Raw genomic sequence first — 20,521 nt, 5'->3', positions numbered from 1 at the left:
CGGCACGGAACCGCCCGCCGCGCGACCGCGTCGAATCGGTATGACCGACATCGAGTACGTCTTCGGCACCGGGGACGGATCCACGCACGGCTGGACCTCCCCGGCGGATCTGGACCTGTCCGGCGACGGCGAATCCGATGCCGTCGCACTCGATTTCGACGGCGACGGGTACGCCGACGACGCCCTGTGGGACCGCGACGGGGACGGCGTGGCCGATTTCGCCCTGCTCGACCTGGACGACGACGGCGTGCTCGACCACTACTTCACCGATCCGGACGGCGACGGCACCTGGGTCGGTCAGGTGTGGCCGCTCATCCAGTGACCCCGACGGGCCGTGACCGCGATCGCCGACATGCCCAGCCCGTACACCGCCACGCCCGCGAGCACCACCCCGTAGGAGCGCCCGTCGGCGGGGATCACCAGCGCGGTCATCGCGATCGCCAGCACGAAGGCGATGTTGAAGACCGTGTCCTGCAACGCGAACACCTGCCCGCGCCGCGCGTCGTCGACATCGATCTGCATGGTCGCGTCCCCGGTCAACTTGATGGTCTGCCCGGCGAGCCCCAGCAGGAACGCCCCGGCCAGCAACAGCTGATGCGCCCGCCCGGCGGCCGCCCCGTCCGCGACGGTGATCGGCGTGACCAGCGTCAGCTGCACCACGGCCGCGGTCAGCAACCCGAGCACCACCGTGCGCGGCCGCCCCAGCCGCGGGATGACCAGCGGCGCGAGCACGGCCGCGGCGAGCATCCCGGACGCCACCGCGGTGATCGCCACCCCGAAGCCGACCAGACCGCTGCTCAGCGACACCTCCGAGGTGCGCCGCAGCACCAGCACCATCAGCAAGGTGTTGGCGCCGAACACTATTCGATGCGTCCCGATGCCGATCATCGCCGTCGTGCACTCGGGCGAGGCCCACACCGCCCGCGCCCCGGTGCGCAGCCCGGTCAGCACGGCCCGTACCGAACCGCGCGCGTCCGCCTCGTCCGGTTCGGGCCCGAGCCGACGCGCGGCGAATCCGGCGGCGGCCAGCGCCCCCACCACCGATCCGGCCGCGCTCACCGCGACCGCCGCCGCCGAGGCGAGATCCCCGGCCCCGATCGCCCCGATGATTCCCACCGACACCGCCGCGCCGAGTCCCGCGCACCCCGACGCCGCGGTCGCGAGCACCGAGTTCATCGGCACCAGCCAGCGCTGTTCCAGCACCCGCGGCAGCGCCGCCGAGACCCCGGCCAGCACGAACCGGCTGATCCCGACCACCGCCAGCGCCAACAGCAGCAGCGGCGTCTCCGCGATCCCGCCCAGCAGTCCCGCCGCCGCGATCAGGATCAGCACCGCCCGCAGCGCGTTGGCCACCAGCAGCACGGTCCGCCGATCCCACCGATCCAGCAGCGCACCGGCATACGGCCCGATCACCGAATACGGCAGCAGCAGCACCGTGAAACCGCCCGCGACGGCCAGCGGATCGGTCGCCCGCTCCGGATTGAACAGGATGGCCCCCGACAGCGCGGCCTGGAACATGCCGTCGCCGAACTGCCCCGCGAACCGCACCAGCGCCAGCCGGGCCACGCCGGGACCGCGCAACGCGGCCACCGCGACGCGCCGCCGATCGCTCACCGGGAATGCTCCGACTTCGCCGCCACCAGGGCGGCGACGGTCCCGCGCATATCGGCGACCATGGGCAACTCGGCCAGACCCGCGGCATCGATCCAGCGGAACTCGTCGTGTTCGCCCGGCGCCAGCGTGACCTCGCCCGGTTCCGCCTCGACCACGAAGGTATACTTGCGCACCCGCGCCTTGCTGCGGGTGGCGTAGTCGAAGTCGCCGACCACGTCCACGATGCGGCGCAGCCGCAAACCGGTCTCCTCGAACAACTCTCGCGCCACACAGTCCGCGAACGACTCCCCCGGCTCCACCCCGCCGCCGGGCAGCTCGTACATCCCGCCCTGCCAGTCCTCCGCGACACGCCGTACGACCAGCAGTTTCCCATTCCGGAACAGGGCCACGCCGACGACGAAGTGCTCGATCCCGTCCGCGCTCGCCCGCCGCCGGAGGGTGCGCTCGATACCCGCGAGCACTTCGGGTCGCATCAGCGGTTCACCTCCGGTTCCGGTTGCGGCCCATCATGATACGGACCACGCCCGCGCGGGGCGCGCGTCGCCGGAGCGCGGAATCGGTACGCCGGGACGCGGGAGGTTTGCCCGTGCGCCCGCACCGCACCCCCTCGGCGGCGAGCGGCCCCGCGATCACCGCGCCCCTGGCCAGGAACCCGCCACGCTAGAATTTACTGGGAGTTCAGGTTCCGGTGCGCGGGCGCTCCTACCCTGACCGATGATCGGTGCTCGGCCCGAGAGGAGGACCACGGTGTCCATACTCACGACACCACACATCGACGTCCACCGCGGCGGCGACCGGATGAAAACCCGTGTGGCGTGGCTGGATTCGAAGCATTCGTTCTCCTTCGGCGAGCACTACGACCCCGACAACACCCACCACGGCCTGCTGCTGGTCAACAACGAGGACATCGTGGCCGCCGGACAGGGCTTCGACACCCACCCCCATCGCGATATGGAGATCGTGACCTGGGTGTTGAGCGGCGCACTGGTCCACCAGGACTCGCTCGGGCACAACGGCATCATCTATCCGGGTCTGGCGCAGCGGATGAGCGCCGGGACCGGCATCCTGCACTCGGAGAAGAACGACTCCGCCGAACGCGTCGACCCCGTGCACTTCGTGCAGATGTGGGTGGTCCCCGACGAACCGGGCCTGTCCCCCGGCTATCAGCAGCTCGAGATCGACGACGAACTCGCCGCGGGCGGCCTGGTGACGGTGGCGTCGGGCCTGCCGCGCTACCGCCACCGCACGGCCATCGCCATCAACAGCAGTCATTCGGCGCTGCACGTGGCGCGGCTGTCCGACGAGCCCGGCCGCGCGGTCGAACTGCCCGAGGCGCTGTATCTGCATCTGTTCGTCGCCCGCGGCGAGATCGAGATGGAGGGCGTCGGAACCCTGTACGAGGGCGACGCGGTGCGCCTGACCCGCAGCGGCGGCCAGCGGATCGTTGCGAATCTGCCGTCGGAAATTCTCGTGTGGGAGATGCACGCGCGGCTCGGCGCGCAATAACATTTCGAACGCATCGAACCCGGGCAAATCACCCGGGCCTACGAGAGGACAGCCATGACGGAGAATCCGCCTCCGGGCCAGTATCCCCCGCCCGGACAGAATCCCCCGCCCGGCCAGTACCCCCCGCCCCCGCCGGGTTCGTATCCGCCCCCGCCCGGCCAGCCGTACTGGCAGGAGGGCAGGCAGGGCAAGGGCCTGGCGATCGCCGCGCTGGTGCTGGGAATCCTTGCGCTGCTGAGCTTCTGGACTATCTTCGGCGGCATCCTCTTCGGCCTGGTCGGCCTGGTGTTCGGCATCATCGCCATCGTCAAGGCGCGGCGCGGCACCGCCGGGGGTCGCGGCATGGCCATCGCCGGTTTGATCCTGAGCCTGCTGGGTCTGATCGCGGCGATCGTGCTCACCGCCATCGGCGTGAACATCTTCGTCAACAACGGCGGCAAGGACTTCGTCGACTGCGTCAACAAGGCGGGCGGCGACCAGTCCAAGATCGACCAGTGCCAACGGGATTGGAACCAGACGCTGGAGAACAAGTACAGCATCACCATCAGCCCGCGTCCCACGTCCTGACGCACGGTGACAGTAGGGGTGCCGGGGCGGCCTCAGCCGCCCCGGCACCCCAATGTCACGCTCACCACCTCCGCGAATCCGGGGCGGCGCGGCCCGTCCGGCGCGTCGATCCACACCCGGTATCCACTGCGCTCGTCCGCGGGTGAGGGCAGCACGATCCGCGTCCCCGGCACCCCGAGGGCGGCCCCGAGATGTACCAGCCCGGCGGTCACGCCCAGATCGTGTCCCGTCTCGTCGACATGATCGGTCAGGAAGGTCCAGCGTCCCGAGCGGGGGTGGCCGATGATCGGTCCGGGCGTGGGGATCCGATCCCGCACCCGGTGTCCGAGGACCGCGGGCATGGTCACCACGCCGACGGCCCCCACCTCCAAAGTGATTCGGCCCAGCGCGGATTCGACCCGGCCGTGCAGGTCGTGGTCGGCGCGGTAGCGGCGGCAACGCTCGAGGGCCTCCGCGACGGTGGCGTTCGGCGGCGGCCCCAGCATGTTCACGGCGAACCTCGTCGGTAGTGGGACGGGGTGGAGCGGTGTCGGAGGCGACGCTAGCGCCGAAAAGCGCGCCTGACAATTGTCACACGCCGGGGAGTTCGGCGGCGTAGCATCGGCCTGCATGGCACCCCTCTCGCCAACGGTCGCCCGGTGGGAATTGGTTCTGCGCCTGCGGGAATGGCGCGAGAAGCGGGGTTTCGACTCGGCCACCTTCGCCCGGCGGGTGGGCTTCACCCCGGCCAACTGGTCGCACGTCGAGAAGGGCCGCCGGGTGCTCACCGGCAACACCATCGGCCCGGTGCTGGATCTGCTCGAGGTGCCCGAACCCGATCGCGAACAGCTGCTGGCCCTGCTCGCGGCGAGCAAGACCCGCGGCTGGTGGAGCGGTTCCGCGGCGCTGCTCGGCCCGGAGCCGCTGCGCTACTACGGAATGGAGTACGGGGCCGCGCGCGTGCGCGGCTACGACAGCCTCGTCGTACCCGCCCTGTTGCAGACCGAGTCCTACGCCCGCGCGCTCATCGCCGCCGATGTCACCACCCGTCCCGTACAGGTGGAACAGCTGGTCGCGATCCGGCTGCGCCGAGTCGAGCGGTTGCGCGACGCGGACCCGATCCGGCTGACGGCCGTCCTCGGCGAGGCCGCGCTGGTACAGCAGGTCGGCGACCCGGAGATCCTGCGCGCCCAGCTGTCCTACCTGGTCGAATCGCTCACCGAACTCGACACCGTCGAGGTGCGGGTGCTCCCGTTCGACGCGCCCGCCGCGGCCGCGCTCGGCGGTGCGAGCTTCCAGCTGCTCGATTTCACCGCAGCCCTGCCGACCTTCGCCTGGGTCGAGAACGCGGTGCTGCGCGGCGGCGTCGACAATCCCGATCAGGTCCGCGAGCTGGCGTTCGCGTACGAGCGGGCGCTGGACCGGGCGCTCGGGCCCGCCGACAGCGCGGCGCTGATCCGCCGGTACGCCCGCGGCTGACCCGCGATCCGTCGCCGCCGGGCGGATTCTCGGCATACTGGAGACCGTGACTTCCGATGTGACGACTCCTTCCGGCCTGGATCTGAGCCACCTCGACGCCGATGTGCGGGTGCAGGACGATCTGTTCGCCCACGTCAACGGCAAATGGCTGGACCGTTACGAGATACCGGCCGACCGCGCGGTCGACGGCGCCTTCCGGAAGCTGTACGACCAGGCCGAGCGCGACGTCCAGACGATCATCCAGCGGGCCGCGGCCGCCGACGCCGCCCCCGGCAGCGAGGAACGCAAGATCGGCGACCTCTACACCAGCTTCATGGCCGAGGACGTGGTCGAGGCGGCGGGTCTCGCGCCGATCGCCGACGAGCTGGCCGCCGTGGCCGCGGTCGCCGACCACGGCGAGTTCGCGAGCCTGCTGGGCCGCCTCCAGCGCACCGGCGTCGGCGGCGCGGTCGGCTGCTACGTCGACACCGACGACAAGAACTCGCAGCGCTACCTGGTCAACGCCACCCAGTCCGGCCTCGGCCTGCCCGACGAATCCTATTATCGCGGCGACGATTACGCGGAGATCCGCACGAAGTACGTCGAGCACATCGGCCGCATGTTCCACCTGGCGGGCCTCGAGTACGACCCGCGGCGGGTGTTCGACCTGGAGACGAAACTCGCGGCCGGACATTGGGATGTGGTGCGCCGCCGCGACGCCGAATTGAGCTACAACCTCACCACTTTCGCCGATCTCACCGCCGAGAACCCGGAATTCGACTGGGCGGCATGGACTTCCGCGCTGGCGGCGGGGGTCGGCCCGTCCGGACCGGAGCTGTTCGCCGAGGTGATCGTGCGCCAGCCCGACTATCTGCGCACCTTCGCCCGGCTGTGGGCGTCCGAGCCGCTCGAGGACTGGCGCGCGTGGGCGAGCTGGCGGATATTGCGTTCGCGCGCACCGTATCTCACCGCGGCCGTGGTGGCGGAGAACTTCGACTTCTACGGCCGCACCCTCACCGGCGCCCAGGAGAACCGGGAACGTTGGAAGCGCGGCGTCTCGCTGGTGCAGGACCTGCTGGGCGAGGCGGTCGGCAAACTCTATGTGGCCGAACACTTCCCGCCCGCCGCCAAGGAGCGGATGCGGGAGCTGGTGGCCAATCTCATCGAGGCGTACCGCCGCAACATCAGCGATCTGGACTGGATGAGCCCGGCCACCCGCGCGGCCGCGCTGGCCAAACTCGAGAAGTTCACCCCCAAGATCGGCTACCCGGACCGCTGGCGCGACTACTCCGCGGTCGAGATCGACCCGGACGATCTGGTCGGCAACTACCGCCGCGGCTACGCCGCCGACCACGACCGCGATCTGGCGAAACTCGGCGGCCCGGTGGATCGCGACGAGTGGTTCATGACCCCGCAGACGGTCAACGCCTACTACAACCCGGGCATGAACGAGATCGTCTTCCCGGCCGCGATCCTGCAGCCGCCGTTTTTCGACATGGCCGCCGACGACGCCGCCAACTACGGCGGCATCGGCGCGGTCATCGGACACGAGATCGGGCACGGCTTCGACGATCAGGGCGCCAAGTACGACGGCGACGGCAACATGATCGACTGGTGGACCGATTCCGATCGCGCCGAATTCGGCAAGCGCACCAAGGCGCTGATCGAGCAGTACAACCAGTTCTCGCCCAAGGATCTGCCCGACAACCACACGGTCAACGGCGAATTCACGATCGGCGAGAACATCGGCGACCTCGGTGGCCTGTCGATCGCCGTGCAGGCGTACCAGATCTCCCTCGACGGCGCCGAGCCCCCGGTCCTCGACGGACTCACCGGTCTGCAACGCGTCTTCTTCGGCTGGGCCCAGGTGTGGCGCACGAAGGCCCGCACCGAGGAGGCCATCCGCCGCCTCGCCATCGATCCGCACTCCCCGCCGGAATTCCGGTGCAACGGCGTCGTGCGCAACCTCGACACCTTCCACGAGGCGTTCGGCCTCGAGCCGGGCGACGCCCTGTATCTGGATCCGGCGGAGCGGGTGCGGATCTGGTGAGCTAGCGCAGCCGTTCCTCGGTGTCGGCGTCGAAGAGGTACACCTCGTCGGGTTTCGGCGCGAGCCACAGCCGGTCGCCGAGCCCGACCCGGAACCGCCGATCCACCCGGGCGACGACGCGCCCGGAGCGGCTGGACCAGTCGGCGCCGACACCGTGGGCGTAGACGAAGGATTCCGAGCCGAGTTCCTCGAGCAGCTCCACCTCCGCGGCCAGCGCGTTCCCGGCGTCGGTGGTGGTCTCCCAGGACTCGGGCCGGATTCCCACGATGATCCGCTCGCGTCCGGAGAGGCCGCGCGGCAAGGGAATTCGCAGTCCGTCGAGCACGGCGTCCCCGTCGCGCACCGGCGCGGTGCACAGATTCATCGCCGGGGAGCCGATGAATCCGGCGACGAAGACGTTGACCGGATCCTCGTAGAGTTCCCGGGGCCCGGCGACCTGCTGCAACCGCCCCTCGCGCAGCACCGCGACCCGATCGCCCATCGTCATCGCCTCCACCTGATCGTGGGTGACGTAGACGGTGGTCGTGCCCAATCGCCGTTGCAGCGCGGCGATCTGGGCGCGGGTGCTGACCCGCAGCTTGGCGTCCAGATTGGACAGCGGCTCGTCCATGCAGAACACCCGCGGCCGCCGCACGATCGCCCGGCCCATGGCGACCCGCTGCCGTTGTCCGCCCGACAATTTCGCCGGTTTGCGGTCCAGCAGCGGTTCCAGTTCCAGCATCCGCGCCGCCTCGAGCACGCGGGACGCGGTGTCCGCCTTGCTCATTCCCGCGTTGCGCAGGGCGAAGCCCATGTTCTGCGCCACCGTCATATTCGGATACAGCGCGTAGCTCTGGAACACCATCGCCACGTCCCGGGCGCGCGGCGGCAGTCCGGTCACATCCCGGTCGCCGATCAGGATGCGGCCGCTCGCAACGCCTTCCAGCCCGGCGAGCATTCGCAGGCTGGTGGACTTGCCGCAACCCGACGGGCCGACCAGGACCAGGAACTCCCCGTCGGCGATCGCGAGATCCAGGGTGTCGACGGCGAGTTCCGGCGCGCCGGGGTACCGGTGCGACGCGCCGTCGAAATGCACTGTCGCCATGGCTACTTCGGCAGCTTCGGCGCGATCTGCCGGTCGTAGATCGCCTGGAGTTGGGTGCTCACGTCGGCGAAGACCGCGGCCACATCCTTGTTCTGCAACCCGATCTGCTCGAGTCCGGTGCCGATGATCTGATCGCCGCCGGGCAGGAAGACGCGGGCGTAGTCCTGCGACTTCGTCAGCGGCAGTTGATCGAAGGCGGTCTTCGAGTTCGGGTTCTTCGCCAGGAAGTCCTGCTCCCCCGGATCCCCGACCGCCGACTTGCGCACCGGGATGTAGCCGGTGGCCTGGGTGAAGTACGAGGTGTTGGCGGCGTTGGTGGCGAACTCGACGAACTTCAGCGCGTTGACCTTGCGCTGATCGGAGATGCGCGCCGGAATCGCCAGTCCCGCACCGCCGGTCGTGCAGCCGGGGCCGTGCGGATGCGGCAGGAACGCGGTCCCGAATTCCAGTTTGCCCGTGGCGTTCTGCTTGATGCCCTTCAGATCACCGGTGGAGGCGATGCCCGAGGCGACCACGCCGGTGCCGAAGTCGACCGCGATCTGCGGCCGGATGCTGGCGTACTTCTTCACATTGATCGACTCGCGCAGGTAGGTGCCCGCGGCGATGGTGGCCGGATCGGTGAACCGCAGCTTCCACTGATCCGAGTACGCCCCGCCGAAGGTCCAGTTCGGGCCCTGGAACGTCCACGCCAGATAGTTCTTCGCGTCGCCCCAGCCGTGCGCCCACTTGCCCTCGCCGACCACGCTCTGGATCTTCGGGCCCCACTCGTCGAACTCCTGCCAGCTCTCCGGGCCCCGGTCGGGCAGTCCGGCCTTCGCCCAGACGTCCTTGTTGTAGTAGAACAGCGGCGTCGAGCGCGAGTACGGCAGCGCCCACGTCTTGCCGTCGAACTTGTAGTCGGCGACGAAGGTGTCGACGTAGTCGTCCACCTTCACCCCCGCGGCCGCGAAGTGGCCGTCCAGGGGTTCGATCGATCCGTTGAGCGCGTAGTTGAACCACCAGACATCCGACAGCACAACGACATCCGGCAGTTCGCCGCCGGACAGCGCCGCGTTGAACTTCTGCGACACCTCCTCGTAGTTCTTGCCCGCGTCCACGAGGGTCACCTTCAGGTCCGGGTGCTGGGCCTGGAAGCGGTTGATGATCTCGAGTTCCTGATCCTTGGAGGTGCCGGGGTGGTTGGACCAGAAGGTGAGGGTGCCGGAATCGCCGGATCGCTGGTCGCCGCCGCCCGTTCCGGCGCAGGCGCTCGCCGCCAGACCGGTCGCGACGGCGGCCGAGGCGCCGAGAAACCCACGTCGCGACAGCGCCGGGAATCGAACATCGGACACAGGAATCTCCTTGTGGGGGTTAACCTTTGACCGCACCCGAGGTGAGGCCCTTGATCATGTGGCGCTGCAGGATCAGGAAGACGATCAGGATCGGCAGCATGGTGAGCAGGGTTCCGGCCATCACCGGCCCCCAGTTGGTGACGCTGGGATTCTCCGTGTTCTGCAACAGGGTCAGGCCCACCGGCAGCGGGGCCACCCGCGCGTCGTCGGCCATCAGGAACGGCCACAGGTATTCGTTCCACTCGTTGACCAGCGTGACGACGGCGAAGGCGACCATGGTCGGCCCGGACATCGGCAGCACCACCCGGGTCAGCAGCCGCCACCAGTTCGCGCCGTCCATCCGCGCCGCCTCGATCACCTCGACCGGCAGCGACAGGAAGTGGTTGCGCATGAGGAAGGTGCCGAAGGCGACCCCGCACAGCGGAACGATGATGCCCTGGAAGGTGTTTCGCCAGCCCAGCTGCGCGACCAGCGCGTAGTTGGAGATGACCGTGATCTGATTCGGCACCATGAGCGCCGCGATGATCACCACGAACACCAGCGTCTTGCCCGGGAAGCGCAGGAACACCAGCCCGTACGCGCTGAACACGCCCAGCACGAACTTCACCGCCGCCACCACGGCGGTGATGATCAGCGAGTTGCGCAGGAACCGCGCGAACGGCAGCGCGGTGGTGGCCTCCCGATAGTTCTCCGGATGCCAGCTGTGCGGCCAGTACACCGCGGGCTGGGTGTAGATCTCGGGCCGAGCCTTCAGCGAGGTGATCACGATCCAGAACAGCGGGACGCCCACGATGATCAGCACGCACACCATGGCGGCGTAACCCAGTGCGGTCGCGGCGATCCGGCGGCGGCGGTGGTTCATCGGTCGCCCCGATCCATGACGCGGACCTGCACCAGCGTCACGATCAGCAGCACCACGAACATGATCGTGGCCACCGTCGCGCCGTAGCCCGCGCGGAAGTTGCGGAACGATTCCAGATAGACCTGGTAGACCATGGTCGTGGTGCCGGTGCCCAGCGGCCCGCCCCGGGTCATCACGTTGATGATGTCGAAGACCTGCAACGAGTTGAGCAGGACGGTGATCGACAGGAAGAACGTCGTCGGCCGCAGCTGCGGCAGCAGCACCCGGGTGAAGGTGGTCCACCGGCTCGCGCCGTCGATCTCCGCCGCCTCCGCCAGATCCCGGCGCGCGCCCTGAAGGGCGGCCAGATAGATGACGAAGGTGTAGCCGAGGTTCTTCCAGATGTAGGTGACCGTCACCATGAACAGCGCCCAGCGCGGATCCTGGTAGAAGTCCGGCGCGCTCCCCAGCCCCGCCCGGTGCAGCAGATCCCGCACCAGCCCGAAGCTGGGATCGAAGACGAACTGGAAGGCCACCCCGATCGCCGCCCCGGAGATCACGAACGGCGCGAAGACGGCCGAGCGAACCACGTTGCGCCCGAACAGCTTCCGATCCAGCAGCAGCGCCAGCGCCAGGCCGAGCGCCATACTGCCGGCCACCGCCGCGATCGTGAACACGACGGTGTTGCCGACGATCTGCCACGAATCGCCCCGGCCCCACCACTCCCGGTAGTTGGCGAACCCGATGTAGTGCGCCACCGGATCGGAGATGTTCCAGTCGGTGAACGACAACCGGATGTCATCGAGCAGCGGCCGATACGTGAACACGCCCAGCAGCACCAGATTCGGGCCCACCAACGCCGTGAACAGCGCGTAGTCCCTCCACGACCGACCGCGCCACCCCCGCCCCGCGGGCCGGGGCAGCACTCGTTCGGGCCGGGATCGCACCGCGGCAGCTTCCCGCCCCCGGGCAAAACCCCGGTTAACCCGGGATGCCTACCCGCTGAACTGTCCGTGTGTCTTTGCCGGGCAACGGGAAAGGCCGCGCCCGCAACTGCGGACGCGGCCTTCCCACCTACCGTGGTCCCGGTACGCTTTCGCCGGGATCAGTTCCAGTCGCCCATGCCGTCACTGGTGCTGAACTCGCCCTTGGAGTTCTCCACGACGACCGGGTCGCCCTTCTGCGAGTTCTCGAAGAACCACTTGGCGTCGTCGGGGCTCACGTTCAGGCAGCCGTGGCTGGTGTCCGAATTGCCCTGGGCCGCAACGGACCACGGGGCGGAGTGGACGAAGATGCCGCTGTTGGACAGCCGGGTGGCGTACTCGACCTCGAGCTTGTACCCCTCCGGATCGGTGGTCGGGACCCCGTAAGTGGAGGAGTCCATGATCATCTTCCGGTTCTTCTCGCCGACGTAGTAGGTGCCGTTCGGCGTCTCGTGCTTGGCCTTGCCCATCGAGGTGGGCATGGTCTTGATGACCTCGCCGTTGCGGGTGATGGTCACGGTGTGGGTGGCGTCGTCGGCGGTGGCGACGACCGCGTCGCCGACCTTGTAGGCCACGTGCGTGCCCCCGGCCTCGACGGTGATGTCGGAGTTGGCGGGCCACAGCTCCTCCGGCCGCCAGCGCACCTGCTTGTCGCCGCGCCAGTAGAAGTGGCCGGAGGTGGCGTTGCTGGAGGTGATCCGGATGGCCTTCTCGGCCGTCTCGTGATCGGTGACCGGATCCTTGAAGTTGATGATGATCGGCTGGGCCACGCCGACCACCTCGCCGTCCCCGGGGCTGATGCTCGGGGCCGCGAAGTTGGCCTGCGGCAACGGCGGCGGGTTCTTGACCGGGGCCGCGCCCGGTTCGGGCTGGGGCGTCTGCACGACGGCCGGGGCGCCCGGCACATCGGGACCACCCGGCCACAGCGGGGCGGCCGACGCGGGGGCGACGGCGATCGTAGCGGCGGTGGCCACCGCCAGAGAAGTCACCGCGAGGGATAGGCCGGCGATCCGCGAAGCGCGGCTCGTCGAGTCCCGTCCGGTTTTCCGACAGGGGGTGGTGCGCACAGCCGTTTCGTCCTCTCCATCCTTTGTCGCACGCAGGCGGCGTACGGGAAGGTCTTGCGCGGTGGTATCAGCGCCGGGCGGTATATCGCCCCGGACCCGGAATCCATTACTACATCTCCGGGAAGCCGCAGCCAATTGTCTTCTGCGAGTTATGAAGACCGACCTCCCGGTGTGCGATGCGTCACCGCCGCGACGCGCGCAGCGGGAGGTATCGCGAAAGTGCCGTTCGCGTCGGCGAGTCGGTCTCATCTGCGCCACCGGTCCGGACGAACCGCGGCAATGCGACGTGAAACCTCATTGTGAGGCAAATCACTCGCTACCGGATATCGAAGGTGATCCCGGCCCGCGGACCGGTCGCGATGTTGTGCGGCACCGACAGCGGAATTCGGCCGCGCGCGTAGCGCGGCGACAGCGCCAACTCCACCCGGCTCAGCACCGTGCCCAGCGTTATCCGCAACTCGTAGTCGGCCAGCGGTGCGCCCACGCAGCGCCGGGATCCGCCGCCGTAGGGCGCGAATTCGAAGGGTCCGTACCGGCGTTCGAGGAAGCGTTCGGGCAGGAATCGGTCCGGCTCGGACCAGACCTCGGGATCGGAGTGCAGCAGCGGCGTCGCCAGGCCCATGGTGTCGCCCGCGGCCAGCTCGACCCCGAGCAGTTCGAACGGTTCGGTCAACCGGCGCAGCACGATCGGCACCGGCGGATGCAGCCGCAGGGTCTCCTGACACACCGCCTCCAGGTACGGCAGCCGGGCCAGCTCGTCGGGGTCGGGATCCGGTCCCGCCGTGGCCAGTTCGGCGCGCAGCCGCCGCAGCGTCTCCGGCTGGCGGTGCAGCCGGTACAGCGCCCACACCAGCGTCGTCGCGGTGGTCTCGTGCCCGGCCACCAGCAGGGTCCGAAGTTGTTCGCGCAGTTCGGTATCCGTCATCGCGGTGCCGTCGTCGTAGCGGGCCCGCAGCAGCGTGCCGAGCAGGTCCTCGCCCGCGGCGCCGCTCGCCCGCCGCGCGGCGATATCGGCGGTGACGAGTTCGTCGAGCCGATCCCTGGTGCGCAGGAACCGATCCCAGGGCGCGTGGCCGAAGGCGCTGTGCCGCAACGCCGGAACGAGCATGAGCGGTCCGCCGAAGGCGCTCAGGAAATCCACCACGGCCGTGGTGTAGGCGGCGCGCCGCCGCTCGTCCTCGATGCCGAATACCGCGCGCAGGATCACCCGCAACGTGATGGCCCGGGCCGCCAGCCGGGCGTCGATCCGCGTGCCGGGGCGCCACGCCGGTCCCGCGCCGCCGCCGTCGAGTTCGATGATCACCGAATCGCGAATCGTGTTCGCGTACCGTCGAATTCGTTCGCCGTGGAATCCGGGCGTCAGCAGGGCGCGATCGCGCTGATGCCGAGGCCCGTGCGCGAGGATGACCGAGGCCGATCCGATGAGCGGTTCGATGGGATTGGGATCGGGCGGCCGAATCGCGTGCGCGGGCGCCCGGAACAATTCCTTTGCCCCCGAACGTGTTCCGGTGAACAACGCGGTGCCGAATGCGGGAAAACGGACGAGGAACGGATCGCCGTCGCGGGCGCGCCGCCATCGGAAATAGCGATCGAAGTCGATTCCGGCCCACAGCGCGTGCGCCAGCACCGCCCGCGGCAGTCGCGGGCGCACCCGCGTGGTCGTGCCGCCCATATCCGAAGATACGAGACAGCCGACCGGTGGGTTCGACCCCCTATTCCGGGATCCGGGACACCGCCGCCCGCGCCTGCGCGCCCAGCCGGGCCAGGCGGCCGTCGCCGATCGTGTTCAGCGAGTTGCCCAGCCGGTTGGTCACGAAGGCCACCGACATGCCCAGGTCGGGATCCGCGTACGCGCCCGAGCCGCCCACGCCGTAGTGCCCGAAGCCGTGCCGGATCGGGCGGCGGGAGGCGATCGGCGGGCGGTGGTAGCCGAGGGTGAAACCCAGCGGGAAGCCCAGCACGTAGTCCCGGCCGCGGCTCTGCACCCGGCTGATCTTCTCGATCGTCTCCGGCCGCAGCAGTTGCACGTCGTCGACGCGGCCCCCGTTGGCCAGCGCGCCGTACATCCGGGCCAGCGCCCGCGCGGCGAACACGCCGTTGAAGCCGGGCATCACCGCGTCGTAGACGCGCGGATCGTTCACCAGCACATCGAAACCCAGCGGCATCCCGGCCTCGGCGATCCCGCCCAGGCGGCGGCTGCGCGCGAGCACGGCGGAGGCGGTGTCCCAGCGCAGCACCGGCACATGCAGTTTCGGGAAGCTGCGGGCGATCCGATGCCGCTGCTCCGGCGGCACCCGGAACCACAGTTCCTCGACGCCGAGCGGTTCGGCGACCTCGCGGCGCAGCACCTCGGTGAAGCCCTCGCCGGTCACCCGCTGCACGATCTCGGCGACCAGCCAGCCGAAGGTGACCGCGTGATATCCCGACGACCGCAGCCGCCGCGGATCCGGTTCGGCGTCGGCCAGCGCGCGGACCATGGCGTCGTAGTCGAGGATGCCGTCCGGGGTGGCGGCGAGCCCGCGGACCCGGTGCAGTCCGGCCCGGTGCGCCAGCACGTCGCGAACGGTGATCGCGCCCTTGCCGCGCGCCGCGAACTCCGGCCAGTAGGTCGCCACCGGCGCGTCGTAGTCGATCAGCCCCCGCTCGGCGATCCGGTGCAGCACGGTCGCCGCCACGCCCTTACCGGTGGAGAAGCTCAGCGCGACGGTGTCGGCCCGCCAGCGCCGATCGGGCGCCGCCCAGCCCGCCCAGATGTCGACCACCGGGCGGCCGTGCAGATAGACGGCCAGCGCCCCGCCACCGCGCGCGGGCCGGGCGAACATGCGGAAGAAGCGATGCGCCAGCGAGACGAAACGCGGGTCGATGACCATCTGCGCGTCGTCGTCCGGTACGGAGAACGACTCGGCCGCAACCATGTTCCCACCTCCTCGGGTCCACCTGCCCCGAGTGGACCCTGGCCGATCCGGTCGCACACGTCGGGGCGAGGCTCAGGGTAACGCGGTCGCCGCGCCGCGCCAGAGGCCCATCGGCGTCGCCAGACACGAGGCGCCGCTGCGCGAATCCCACGCGAAGGCCGCCGCGCCCAGGCACACCGCGGTCCGGTCGGCCGAGATCACCTGTGCGCGCGACCCTTCCAGCGCGATGCTCACGCCCACCCGCCCGGACTCGTCGAGCGCGGTGTAGGCCAGCGCGTCGGGACCCACGCCGATCGCCACGGGCAGCCCGGCGGCCGCCTCGCTGGCCCCCGCCCCGCCGATCGCGCCGAGCGCCAGGGCCAGCGCGCCCGCGCCGGTTCCGGCCCGGCCCACCCCGTCCATGCTCACCGCGCGGGCGTGGCCGTCGTCGGGACCCCCGCTCCGGCAGGCGGTGCCGATGGACGGATCGGGGCCGCCCCCAGGATCACAGCGCAGACCGGTCGCCGACGCGGTCCCGGCGATCGTCAGACAGGTGCCCACCGCGGCGGCCGAGCAGAGAATCGCCCTGATCATCATCGTGATCCACTCCTTCCGGCGGGCCTGCCTCACCATACCCATGTGAAACGCCCGATCGTCGGATCCGACGCCGTAGCGTGGCGGGTGTGAGTACGACGGAACTGCCGCGCCTGCACTCGACCACCGGGCGGTGGATCGTGCTGGCCACCGTTCTCGGCTCGTCGGTGGCCGCGCTGGACGCCACGGTCGTCAATATCGCGCTGCCGCGGATCGGCGAATCGCTGCATACCGGGGTGTCCGGGCTGCAATGGACGTTGTCCGGGTACACCCTCACCCTGGCCTCGTTCATCCTGCTCGGCGGTTCGCTCGGCGACCGGCTCGGGCGGCGGCGCGTATTCGTCTGGGGCACAATCGGTTTCGCGCTCGCCTCGGTGTTGTGCGGGGCGGCGGTGAATATCGAGATGCTGGTCGCGGCGCGGATCGTGCAGGGTGTGGCGGGCGCGCTGCTGACCCCGGGCAGCCTCGCGCTCATCTCGGCCTCCATCGACGACCGCGATCAGGGCGCGGCCATCGGGTTGTGGTCGGGATTCGGCGGGATCGCCGGCGCGCTCGGGCCGTTCCTGGGCGGCTGGCTGATCGAGGTCGCCACCTGGCGCTCGATCTTCCTCATCAATCTGCCGCTGGCGGCCGTGGTGGTGGCGGTGGCCGTGCGGCACGTGCCCGAGAGCCGCGATCCGCACGCGCCCGACCGCCTGGACGTGCCGGGCGCGGTGGTGGTCGCGCTCGGGCTGGGCGCGCTGACCTTCGGGCTGATCGAGGCGATGGCGCTGCCCGCGGTGGCCGGGCTGGTCCTGCTGGCCGCCTTCGTGGTGATCGAGGTGCGCAGCGATCATCCGCTGGTGCCGCCCGCGCTGTTCACCGGGCGCGGCAAGGTGCCGCTCGATCCAGGGCGGGCGCGGCCGCGGGTGTTCACCGCCGCCAATCTGGTGACCTTCGCGGTGTACGCGGCGCTCGGCGGCGTGTTCTTCCTGCTGGCCCTGCAATTGCAGCAGGTGGCGGGGTTCTCGCCGCTGGCCGCCGGGGTGGCGACGCTGCCGATCACGCTGATCATGTTGGTGGTCTCGGCCCCGGCCGGGCGCTGGGCGCAGCGGCACGGGGCCCGGCTGCCGATGACCGCCGGCCCGGTGCTGGCCGCGGGCGCGACGCTGTTGTTGTTGCGGATCGGGCCCGGCTCGTCGGGGGTGCGGGGCTATCTGCTGGATGTGCTGCCCGGCGTGCTCGTCTTCGGTCTGGGACTGTCCGCGCTGGTCGCCCCGCTGACGGGCGCGGTGCTCGGCGCGGTGCCGCCCGGCGAGTCCGGCATCGCCTCCGGGGTGAACAACGCCGTGGCCCGCACGGCCCAGCTGCTGGCCGTCGCCGCGCTGCCGGGCCTGGCCGGGATCTCGGGTTCGATCCAGGACGCCGCGGCCATCGACCACGGCTTCACCGTGGCCATGCTGATCTGCGCGGCGCTGCTGCTGATCGGCGCTGTGCTCGCGGCCGTGCTGCTCGGCACGCCGCGCGAATCGCGCACGCCCCGCCTGGAACAGGTCGACTGCCTGCCGCACTGCGGTGTGACCGGTCCGGCCGTGCAGCCCGACCACTCCTGAACACGGAACGGGGCGGCGATCCGAACCCGGATCACCGCCCCGCCGTGGCACTTCGGGCTCAGATGGGCCGGAAGCCCGCCCCCACGTCGCCGCGCGCGTTCATATCGCCGGTGATGGCCGACATGTTGGTGCCGACCTCGGGTCCGAAGCAGGCCACCGCCAGATACGCGTTGACCATGCCGACCAGCGTGCTGCCGACCACGACCGGCGCGCCGGAGTCGCCCTCGACGACGCACATCTGGGTCCAGGTCTCGTCGGTCTGGAACACATCGCCCCAGGCGATACCGCAGGTGTTGCCGGTGGTCCGGCCCTCCTTGCAGACGATCATCGGGAAGGCCGCGGGCGCGCCCAGACCGGTGATCGTGACATTGCCGATCCGGTTGACCGGGACGATGCGGCCCTCGTCGAACTGGATGACCGCGTAGTCGAGGTCGTGGTTGGAGTAGGCGAAGTGCCCGATCACCCCGGCGCCGCGATCCTGCTCGGCGACCACCGCCGCACCGGCCTCGCCGCAGTGCCCGGCGGTCAGCCCGACCAGCCGGCCCGCGCCGTCGCGGCCCACCGTGGTGACGGTGCATTCGTATTCGTTGTTGACGATGATGCCCGAACCACCGCCGATCACCGGCCCGGGATCGGCGTGCGCGACTCCCGCGCCCGTCCCCAGCAGCGCCGCGCCGAGGGCGACGGCGAAGGCGGCCCGGGCCGCCCTGGCGAGTTGTGTGAACATGTCCCTCCAGATGTCGGAAGTCGCACGATATCAAGCCACGTAGTTACTACATCCTGTCAGGATTCGAGCGCTCCCGCGCTTTCGACCTGCGCAATGTTTGCTGCATCGATGCCCGGGACCGACCCGTTACGGGGCGATCGGCGCGTCCGATTCGACCGCCTCACCGGCGCGTCGCATCCGCGGAGCGCGCCCGAATGGGCCATCGTCTGGATACGCTCGGGGGGCCTTGTTTCCCCCGAACCAATTTCGATAAACCACATCCGAGAAATTCTTCCCGATCCGCTCGGACACTCGGACATTTGTTCATTCGAGTAGAACGGGTTCTAGAATTTCGCCCGTGACCTTGTGGTATCTCCCAACGAGATGTTCCGCATCACAGCTGTTGACAGAACGTGATCTGGGTCTATGACCGCAAGCACACTTTATGGTGTGTTTTTCCTAACTCCGTAGTAAGGTGCGTCAAGCAAACAGTCGTCGGGGCGGGTAACCGGCGTCGAGAGGGGTTAGTCAGTGCAGTTCACGAACAGTCCACCCACACGGTCCCGAATGAGCGGAGCGGTCGACTGGACGAGGTCGTACTGGCAGGACCATCCCAAGCGGTCCCTGGAGACCTTCGGCCGTCAGATCGTCATGGGGATCGCCGCGATCGCGGAGCTGTTCGTCTCGATCTTCCGCGGCCGCTTCCCGTTCAACGAGTTCGTGCGGCAGTGCGGCTTCATGGCCAACGTCGCCGCCGCGCCGACGCTGCTGGTCGCGATCCCGATCGGCGTGATCGTCTCCATCCAGGTCGGTTCGGTCGCCGGACAGGTCGGCGCGACCTCGTTCATCGGCGCGGCCAACGGCCTGGGCATCATCCAGCAGGGCGCGCCGCTGGTCACCTCGCTGATGATCGCGGGCGCGGTCGGCTCGGCCATCTGCGCCGATCTCGGCTCGCGCACCATCCGCGAGGAGATCGACGCCATGAAGGTGATGGGCGTCGACCCGCTGCGCCGGCTGGTGACCCCACGCCTGGGCGCGGCCATGCTGGTCTCGGTGCTGCTGTGCGGCTTCGTCATCTTCGTCGGCTTCCTCACCGGCTATGTCTTCAACGTCTTCGCCCAGAACGGTACCCCCGGCTCCTACGTGGGTACGTTCTCCTCGTTCGCGGTTACCACCGATCTCCTCGTGGCGCTCATCAAGTCGCTCATCTTCGGTCTGCTGGCGGCCATCATCGCCTGCGATTCCGGACTGAACACCCGCGGCGGCCCAGGCGGCGTCGCGAACTCGGTCAACACCGCCGTGGTGTTGTCCGCCGTGATGTTGTTCGGTGTGAATGTGATCCTCACGCAGATCTACAACACCCTGTTCCCTCCCCAGGTGGTCTGAGCCGGTGTCGTCAACCTATGTTCCGCCGCTACTGCGGCCTCTGCAGCGGATCCGCGCGTCCGCGAGCGCCCCGCGCGACTGGCTCGCGCGCATCGGCCATCAGGTGTTCTTCTTCCTGCGGTCGATCGGCTCGATCCCGTTGGCGTTCAAGCACTATCCGAAGGAGGTCTGGCGCCTGCTCTCGGATGTGACCTGGGGCAACGGCAACCTGATCGTCGGCGGCGGGACCATCGGCATCGTGCTGATCCTCAGCGCGTTCGGCGGTATGACCGTCGGCATCCAGGGTTACAACTCGCTGAATCTGCTGGGCCTGGGCCCGATCACGGGCGCGGTGTCGGCCTTCGCGACCACCCGCGAACTCGGTCCCATGCTGGCCACGGTCGCCTTCGCCGCGCAGGCGGGCTGCCGGTTCACCGCGCAGCTGGGCGCGATGCGCATCTCCGAGGAGATCGACGCGCTCGAGGCGCAGGCCATCCGGCCGCTGCCGTACCTGGTCAGCACCCGCATGGTCGCGGCCATGATCGCGATCGTGCCGCTGTACTGCCTGGCGCTGCCGTTCGCCTACATCACCTGCTCGCTGACCGTGCAGCTGATCGGCGGCACCGCGACGGGCACCTTCCAGCACTACTTCTATCAATTCCTGATCCCGCACGACGTGCTGTGGTCGCTGCTGAAGGCGATCGTGTTCGTGGCGATCACGACGTTCATCCAGTGCTACTACGGGTTCTTCGCCTCCGGCGGCCCGGAGGGCGTGGGCGTGGCGGCCGGTCGCGCGATCAAGCTGTGCATCATCGCGGTCGTCTTCGCCGACCTGTTCGTCACGTTGGCCGTATGGGGCGTCAACCCCGGCATCAGGATCTCCGGGTAGG

The 20,521-nt window shown here is 69.5% G+C and carries 19 protein-coding genes and 1 pseudogene; 8 read left to right on the top strand and 12 right to left on the bottom strand.

Features of this window, described 5'->3' with window-relative positions:
• The first annotated feature begins 40 nt into the window (after window positions 1–40).
• The gene (locus ACWDSJ_RS03710) at window positions 41–322 is read left to right on the top strand and encodes a hypothetical protein (RefSeq protein WP_450029106.1); all 282 of its coding nucleotides are present in this window, start codon (window positions 41–43) and stop codon (window positions 320–322) included.
• On the opposite strand, the gene ACWDSJ_RS03705 is transcribed toward ACWDSJ_RS03710, so the two are convergent.
• Together ACWDSJ_RS03705 and ACWDSJ_RS03700 are read right to left on the bottom strand one after the other, a co-directional pair.
• Window positions 298–1,614, bottom strand: a complete 1,317-nt coding sequence (locus ACWDSJ_RS03705) for an MFS transporter (RefSeq protein WP_450029105.1) — start codon at window positions 1,612–1,614, stop codon at window positions 298–300. The genes ACWDSJ_RS03710 and ACWDSJ_RS03705 overlap by 25 nt on opposite strands.
• Window positions 1,611–2,087, bottom strand: coding sequence for an NUDIX hydrolase (locus tag ACWDSJ_RS03700; protein ID WP_450029104.1), 477 nt, complete (start codon window positions 2,085–2,087; stop codon window positions 1,611–1,613). The genes ACWDSJ_RS03705 and ACWDSJ_RS03700 overlap by 4 nt, the downstream gene beginning before the upstream one ends.
• Window positions 2,088–2,361: 274 nt before the next feature.
• Between ACWDSJ_RS03700 and ACWDSJ_RS03695 the strand changes: the two genes are divergently transcribed.
• Complete coding sequence (locus ACWDSJ_RS03695; RefSeq protein WP_450029103.1) at window positions 2,362–3,120, top strand: pirin family protein; 759 nt, start codon at window positions 2,362–2,364, stop codon at window positions 3,118–3,120.
• Between the two features lie 54 nt (window positions 3,121–3,174).
• Window positions 3,175–3,687 (top strand): DUF4190 domain-containing protein, encoded by a 513-nt coding sequence (locus ACWDSJ_RS03690; protein WP_450029102.1) that lies wholly within the window; start codon window positions 3,175–3,177, stop codon window positions 3,685–3,687.
• 32 nt (window positions 3,688–3,719) lie between these two features.
• On the opposite strand, the gene ACWDSJ_RS03685 is transcribed toward ACWDSJ_RS03690, so the two are convergent.
• A complete protein-coding gene (locus ACWDSJ_RS03685; RefSeq protein WP_450029420.1) occupies window positions 3,720–4,172 on the bottom strand; it encodes a hypothetical protein in 453 nt (150 codons plus the stop codon).
• Window positions 4,173–4,296: 124 nt separating this feature from the next.
• Here ACWDSJ_RS03685 and ACWDSJ_RS03680 point away from each other — a divergent pair, with 124 nt between their 5' ends.
• Window positions 4,297–5,145, top strand: a complete 849-nt coding sequence (locus ACWDSJ_RS03680) for a Scr1 family TA system antitoxin-like transcriptional regulator (RefSeq protein ID WP_450029101.1) — start codon at window positions 4,297–4,299, stop codon at window positions 5,143–5,145.
• A 46-nt stretch (window positions 5,146–5,191) separates the two neighbouring features.
• The gene (locus tag ACWDSJ_RS03675; RefSeq protein WP_450029100.1) at window positions 5,192–7,174 is read left to right on the top strand and encodes a M13 family metallopeptidase; all 1,983 of its coding nucleotides are present in this window, start codon (window positions 5,192–5,194) and stop codon (window positions 7,172–7,174) included.
• Window position 7,175: 1 nt separating this feature from the next.
• On the opposite strand, the gene ACWDSJ_RS03670 is transcribed toward ACWDSJ_RS03675, so the two are convergent.
• The 8 genes from ACWDSJ_RS03670 to ACWDSJ_RS03635 form a co-directional block, all read right to left on the bottom strand.
• Window positions 7,176–8,258: an ABC transporter ATP-binding protein gene (locus ACWDSJ_RS03670; protein ID WP_450029099.1), complete on the bottom strand. Its 1,083-nt coding sequence runs from the start codon at window positions 8,256–8,258 to the stop codon at window positions 7,176–7,178.
• A 2-nt stretch (window positions 8,259–8,260) separates the two neighbouring features.
• Window positions 8,261–9,589 (bottom strand): extracellular solute-binding protein, encoded by a 1,329-nt coding sequence (locus ACWDSJ_RS03665; protein ID WP_450029098.1) that lies wholly within the window; start codon window positions 9,587–9,589, stop codon window positions 8,261–8,263.
• Window positions 9,590–9,608: 19 nt separating this feature from the next.
• Window positions 9,609–10,451 (bottom strand): carbohydrate ABC transporter permease, encoded by an 843-nt coding sequence (locus ACWDSJ_RS03660; RefSeq protein WP_387358415.1) that lies wholly within the window; start codon window positions 10,449–10,451, stop codon window positions 9,609–9,611.
• On the bottom strand, window positions 10,448–11,356 hold the full coding sequence (locus ACWDSJ_RS03655) for a carbohydrate ABC transporter permease (RefSeq protein WP_450029418.1): 909 nt from the start codon (window positions 11,354–11,356) through the stop codon (window positions 10,448–10,450). Before ACWDSJ_RS03655 ends, ACWDSJ_RS03660 begins: the two co-directional genes overlap by 4 nt.
• Before the next feature lie 179 nt (window positions 11,357–11,535).
• Complete coding sequence (locus ACWDSJ_RS03650) at window positions 11,536–12,423, bottom strand: L,D-transpeptidase (RefSeq protein ID WP_450029416.1); 888 nt, start codon at window positions 12,421–12,423, stop codon at window positions 11,536–11,538.
• 373 nt (window positions 12,424–12,796) lie between these two features.
• On the bottom strand, window positions 12,797–14,152 hold the full coding sequence (locus tag ACWDSJ_RS03645) for a cytochrome P450 (RefSeq protein WP_450029097.1): 1,356 nt from the start codon (window positions 14,150–14,152) through the stop codon (window positions 12,797–12,799).
• Window positions 14,153–14,192: 40 nt separating this feature from the next.
• Window positions 14,193–15,395 carry a serine hydrolase domain-containing protein gene (locus ACWDSJ_RS03640; protein WP_450029096.1) on the bottom strand — a complete coding sequence of 401 codons (1,203 nt, stop codon included), beginning with the start codon at window positions 15,393–15,395 and terminating at the stop codon, window positions 14,193–14,195.
• Window positions 15,396–15,467: 72 nt separating this feature from the next.
• Window positions 15,468–15,971, bottom strand: coding sequence for a DUF6764 family protein (locus ACWDSJ_RS03635; protein ID WP_450029095.1), 504 nt, complete (start codon window positions 15,969–15,971; stop codon window positions 15,468–15,470).
• A gap of 59 nt (window positions 15,972–16,030) precedes the next feature.
• Here ACWDSJ_RS03635 and ACWDSJ_RS03630 point away from each other — a divergent pair.
• Window positions 16,031–17,560, top strand: a pseudogene (locus tag ACWDSJ_RS03630) (MFS transporter); the annotation flags it as partial.
• A 58-nt stretch (window positions 17,561–17,618) separates the two neighbouring features.
• On the opposite strand, the gene ACWDSJ_RS03625 reads toward ACWDSJ_RS03630, so the two are convergent.
• Complete coding sequence (locus ACWDSJ_RS03625; protein WP_387358403.1) at window positions 17,619–18,287, bottom strand: S1 family peptidase; 669 nt, start codon at window positions 18,285–18,287, stop codon at window positions 17,619–17,621.
• Window positions 18,288–18,833: 546 nt separating this feature from the next.
• On the opposite strand from ACWDSJ_RS03625, the gene ACWDSJ_RS03620 reads away from it, so the two are divergent.
• Both ACWDSJ_RS03620 and ACWDSJ_RS03615 read left to right on the top strand, forming a co-directional pair.
• A complete protein-coding gene (locus ACWDSJ_RS03620; protein ID WP_387358401.1) occupies window positions 18,834–19,652 on the top strand; it encodes an MlaE family ABC transporter permease in 819 nt (272 codons plus the stop codon).
• Between the two features lie 4 nt (window positions 19,653–19,656).
• On the top strand, window positions 19,657–20,520 hold the full coding sequence (locus tag ACWDSJ_RS03615; protein ID WP_387358399.1) for an ABC transporter permease: 864 nt from the start codon (window positions 19,657–19,659) through the stop codon (window positions 20,518–20,520).
• The last annotated feature ends 1 nt before the right edge of the window (window position 20,521 follow it).

The organism is Nocardia sp. NPDC003482 (assembly GCF_053588115.1).
This window is presented reverse-complemented; position numbering and strand designations above follow the sequence as displayed.

Bases quoted from the DNA above. Each gene is read 5' to 3' on its own strand.
- ACWDSJ_RS03620 (WP_387358401.1), top strand. From the start codon at position 18,834: ATGAGCGGAGCGGTCGACTGGACGAGGTCGTACTGGCAGGACCATCCC.
- ACWDSJ_RS03660 (WP_387358415.1), bottom strand. From the start codon at position 10,451: ATGAACCACCGCCGCCGCCGGATCGCCGCGACCGCACTGGGTTACGCC.
- ACWDSJ_RS03690 (WP_450029102.1), top strand. From the start codon at position 3,175: ATGACGGAGAATCCGCCTCCGGGCCAGTATCCCCCGCCCGGACAGAAT.
- ACWDSJ_RS03680 (WP_450029101.1), top strand. From the start codon at position 4,297: ATGGCACCCCTCTCGCCAACGGTCGCCCGGTGGGAATTGGTTCTGCGC.
- ACWDSJ_RS03635 (WP_450029095.1), bottom strand. From the start codon at position 15,971: ATGATGATCAGGGCGATTCTCTGCTCGGCCGCCGCGGTGGGCACCTGT.
- ACWDSJ_RS03670 (WP_450029099.1), bottom strand. From the start codon at position 8,258: ATGGCGACAGTGCATTTCGACGGCGCGTCGCACCGGTACCCCGGCGCG.
- ACWDSJ_RS03645 (WP_450029097.1), bottom strand. From the start codon at position 14,152: ATGGGCGGCACGACCACGCGGGTGCGCCCGCGACTGCCGCGGGCGGTG.
- ACWDSJ_RS03685 (WP_450029420.1), bottom strand. From the start codon at position 4,172: ATGCTGGGGCCGCCGCCGAACGCCACCGTCGCGGAGGCCCTCGAGCGT.
- ACWDSJ_RS03625 (WP_387358403.1), bottom strand. From the start codon at position 18,287: ATGTTCACACAACTCGCCAGGGCGGCCCGGGCCGCCTTCGCCGTCGCC.
- ACWDSJ_RS03700 (WP_450029104.1), bottom strand. From the start codon at position 2,087: ATGCGACCCGAAGTGCTCGCGGGTATCGAGCGCACCCTCCGGCGGCGG.
- ACWDSJ_RS03640 (WP_450029096.1), bottom strand. From the start codon at position 15,395: ATGGTTGCGGCCGAGTCGTTCTCCGTACCGGACGACGACGCGCAGATG.
- ACWDSJ_RS03710 (WP_450029106.1), top strand. From the start codon at position 41: ATGACCGACATCGAGTACGTCTTCGGCACCGGGGACGGATCCACGCAC.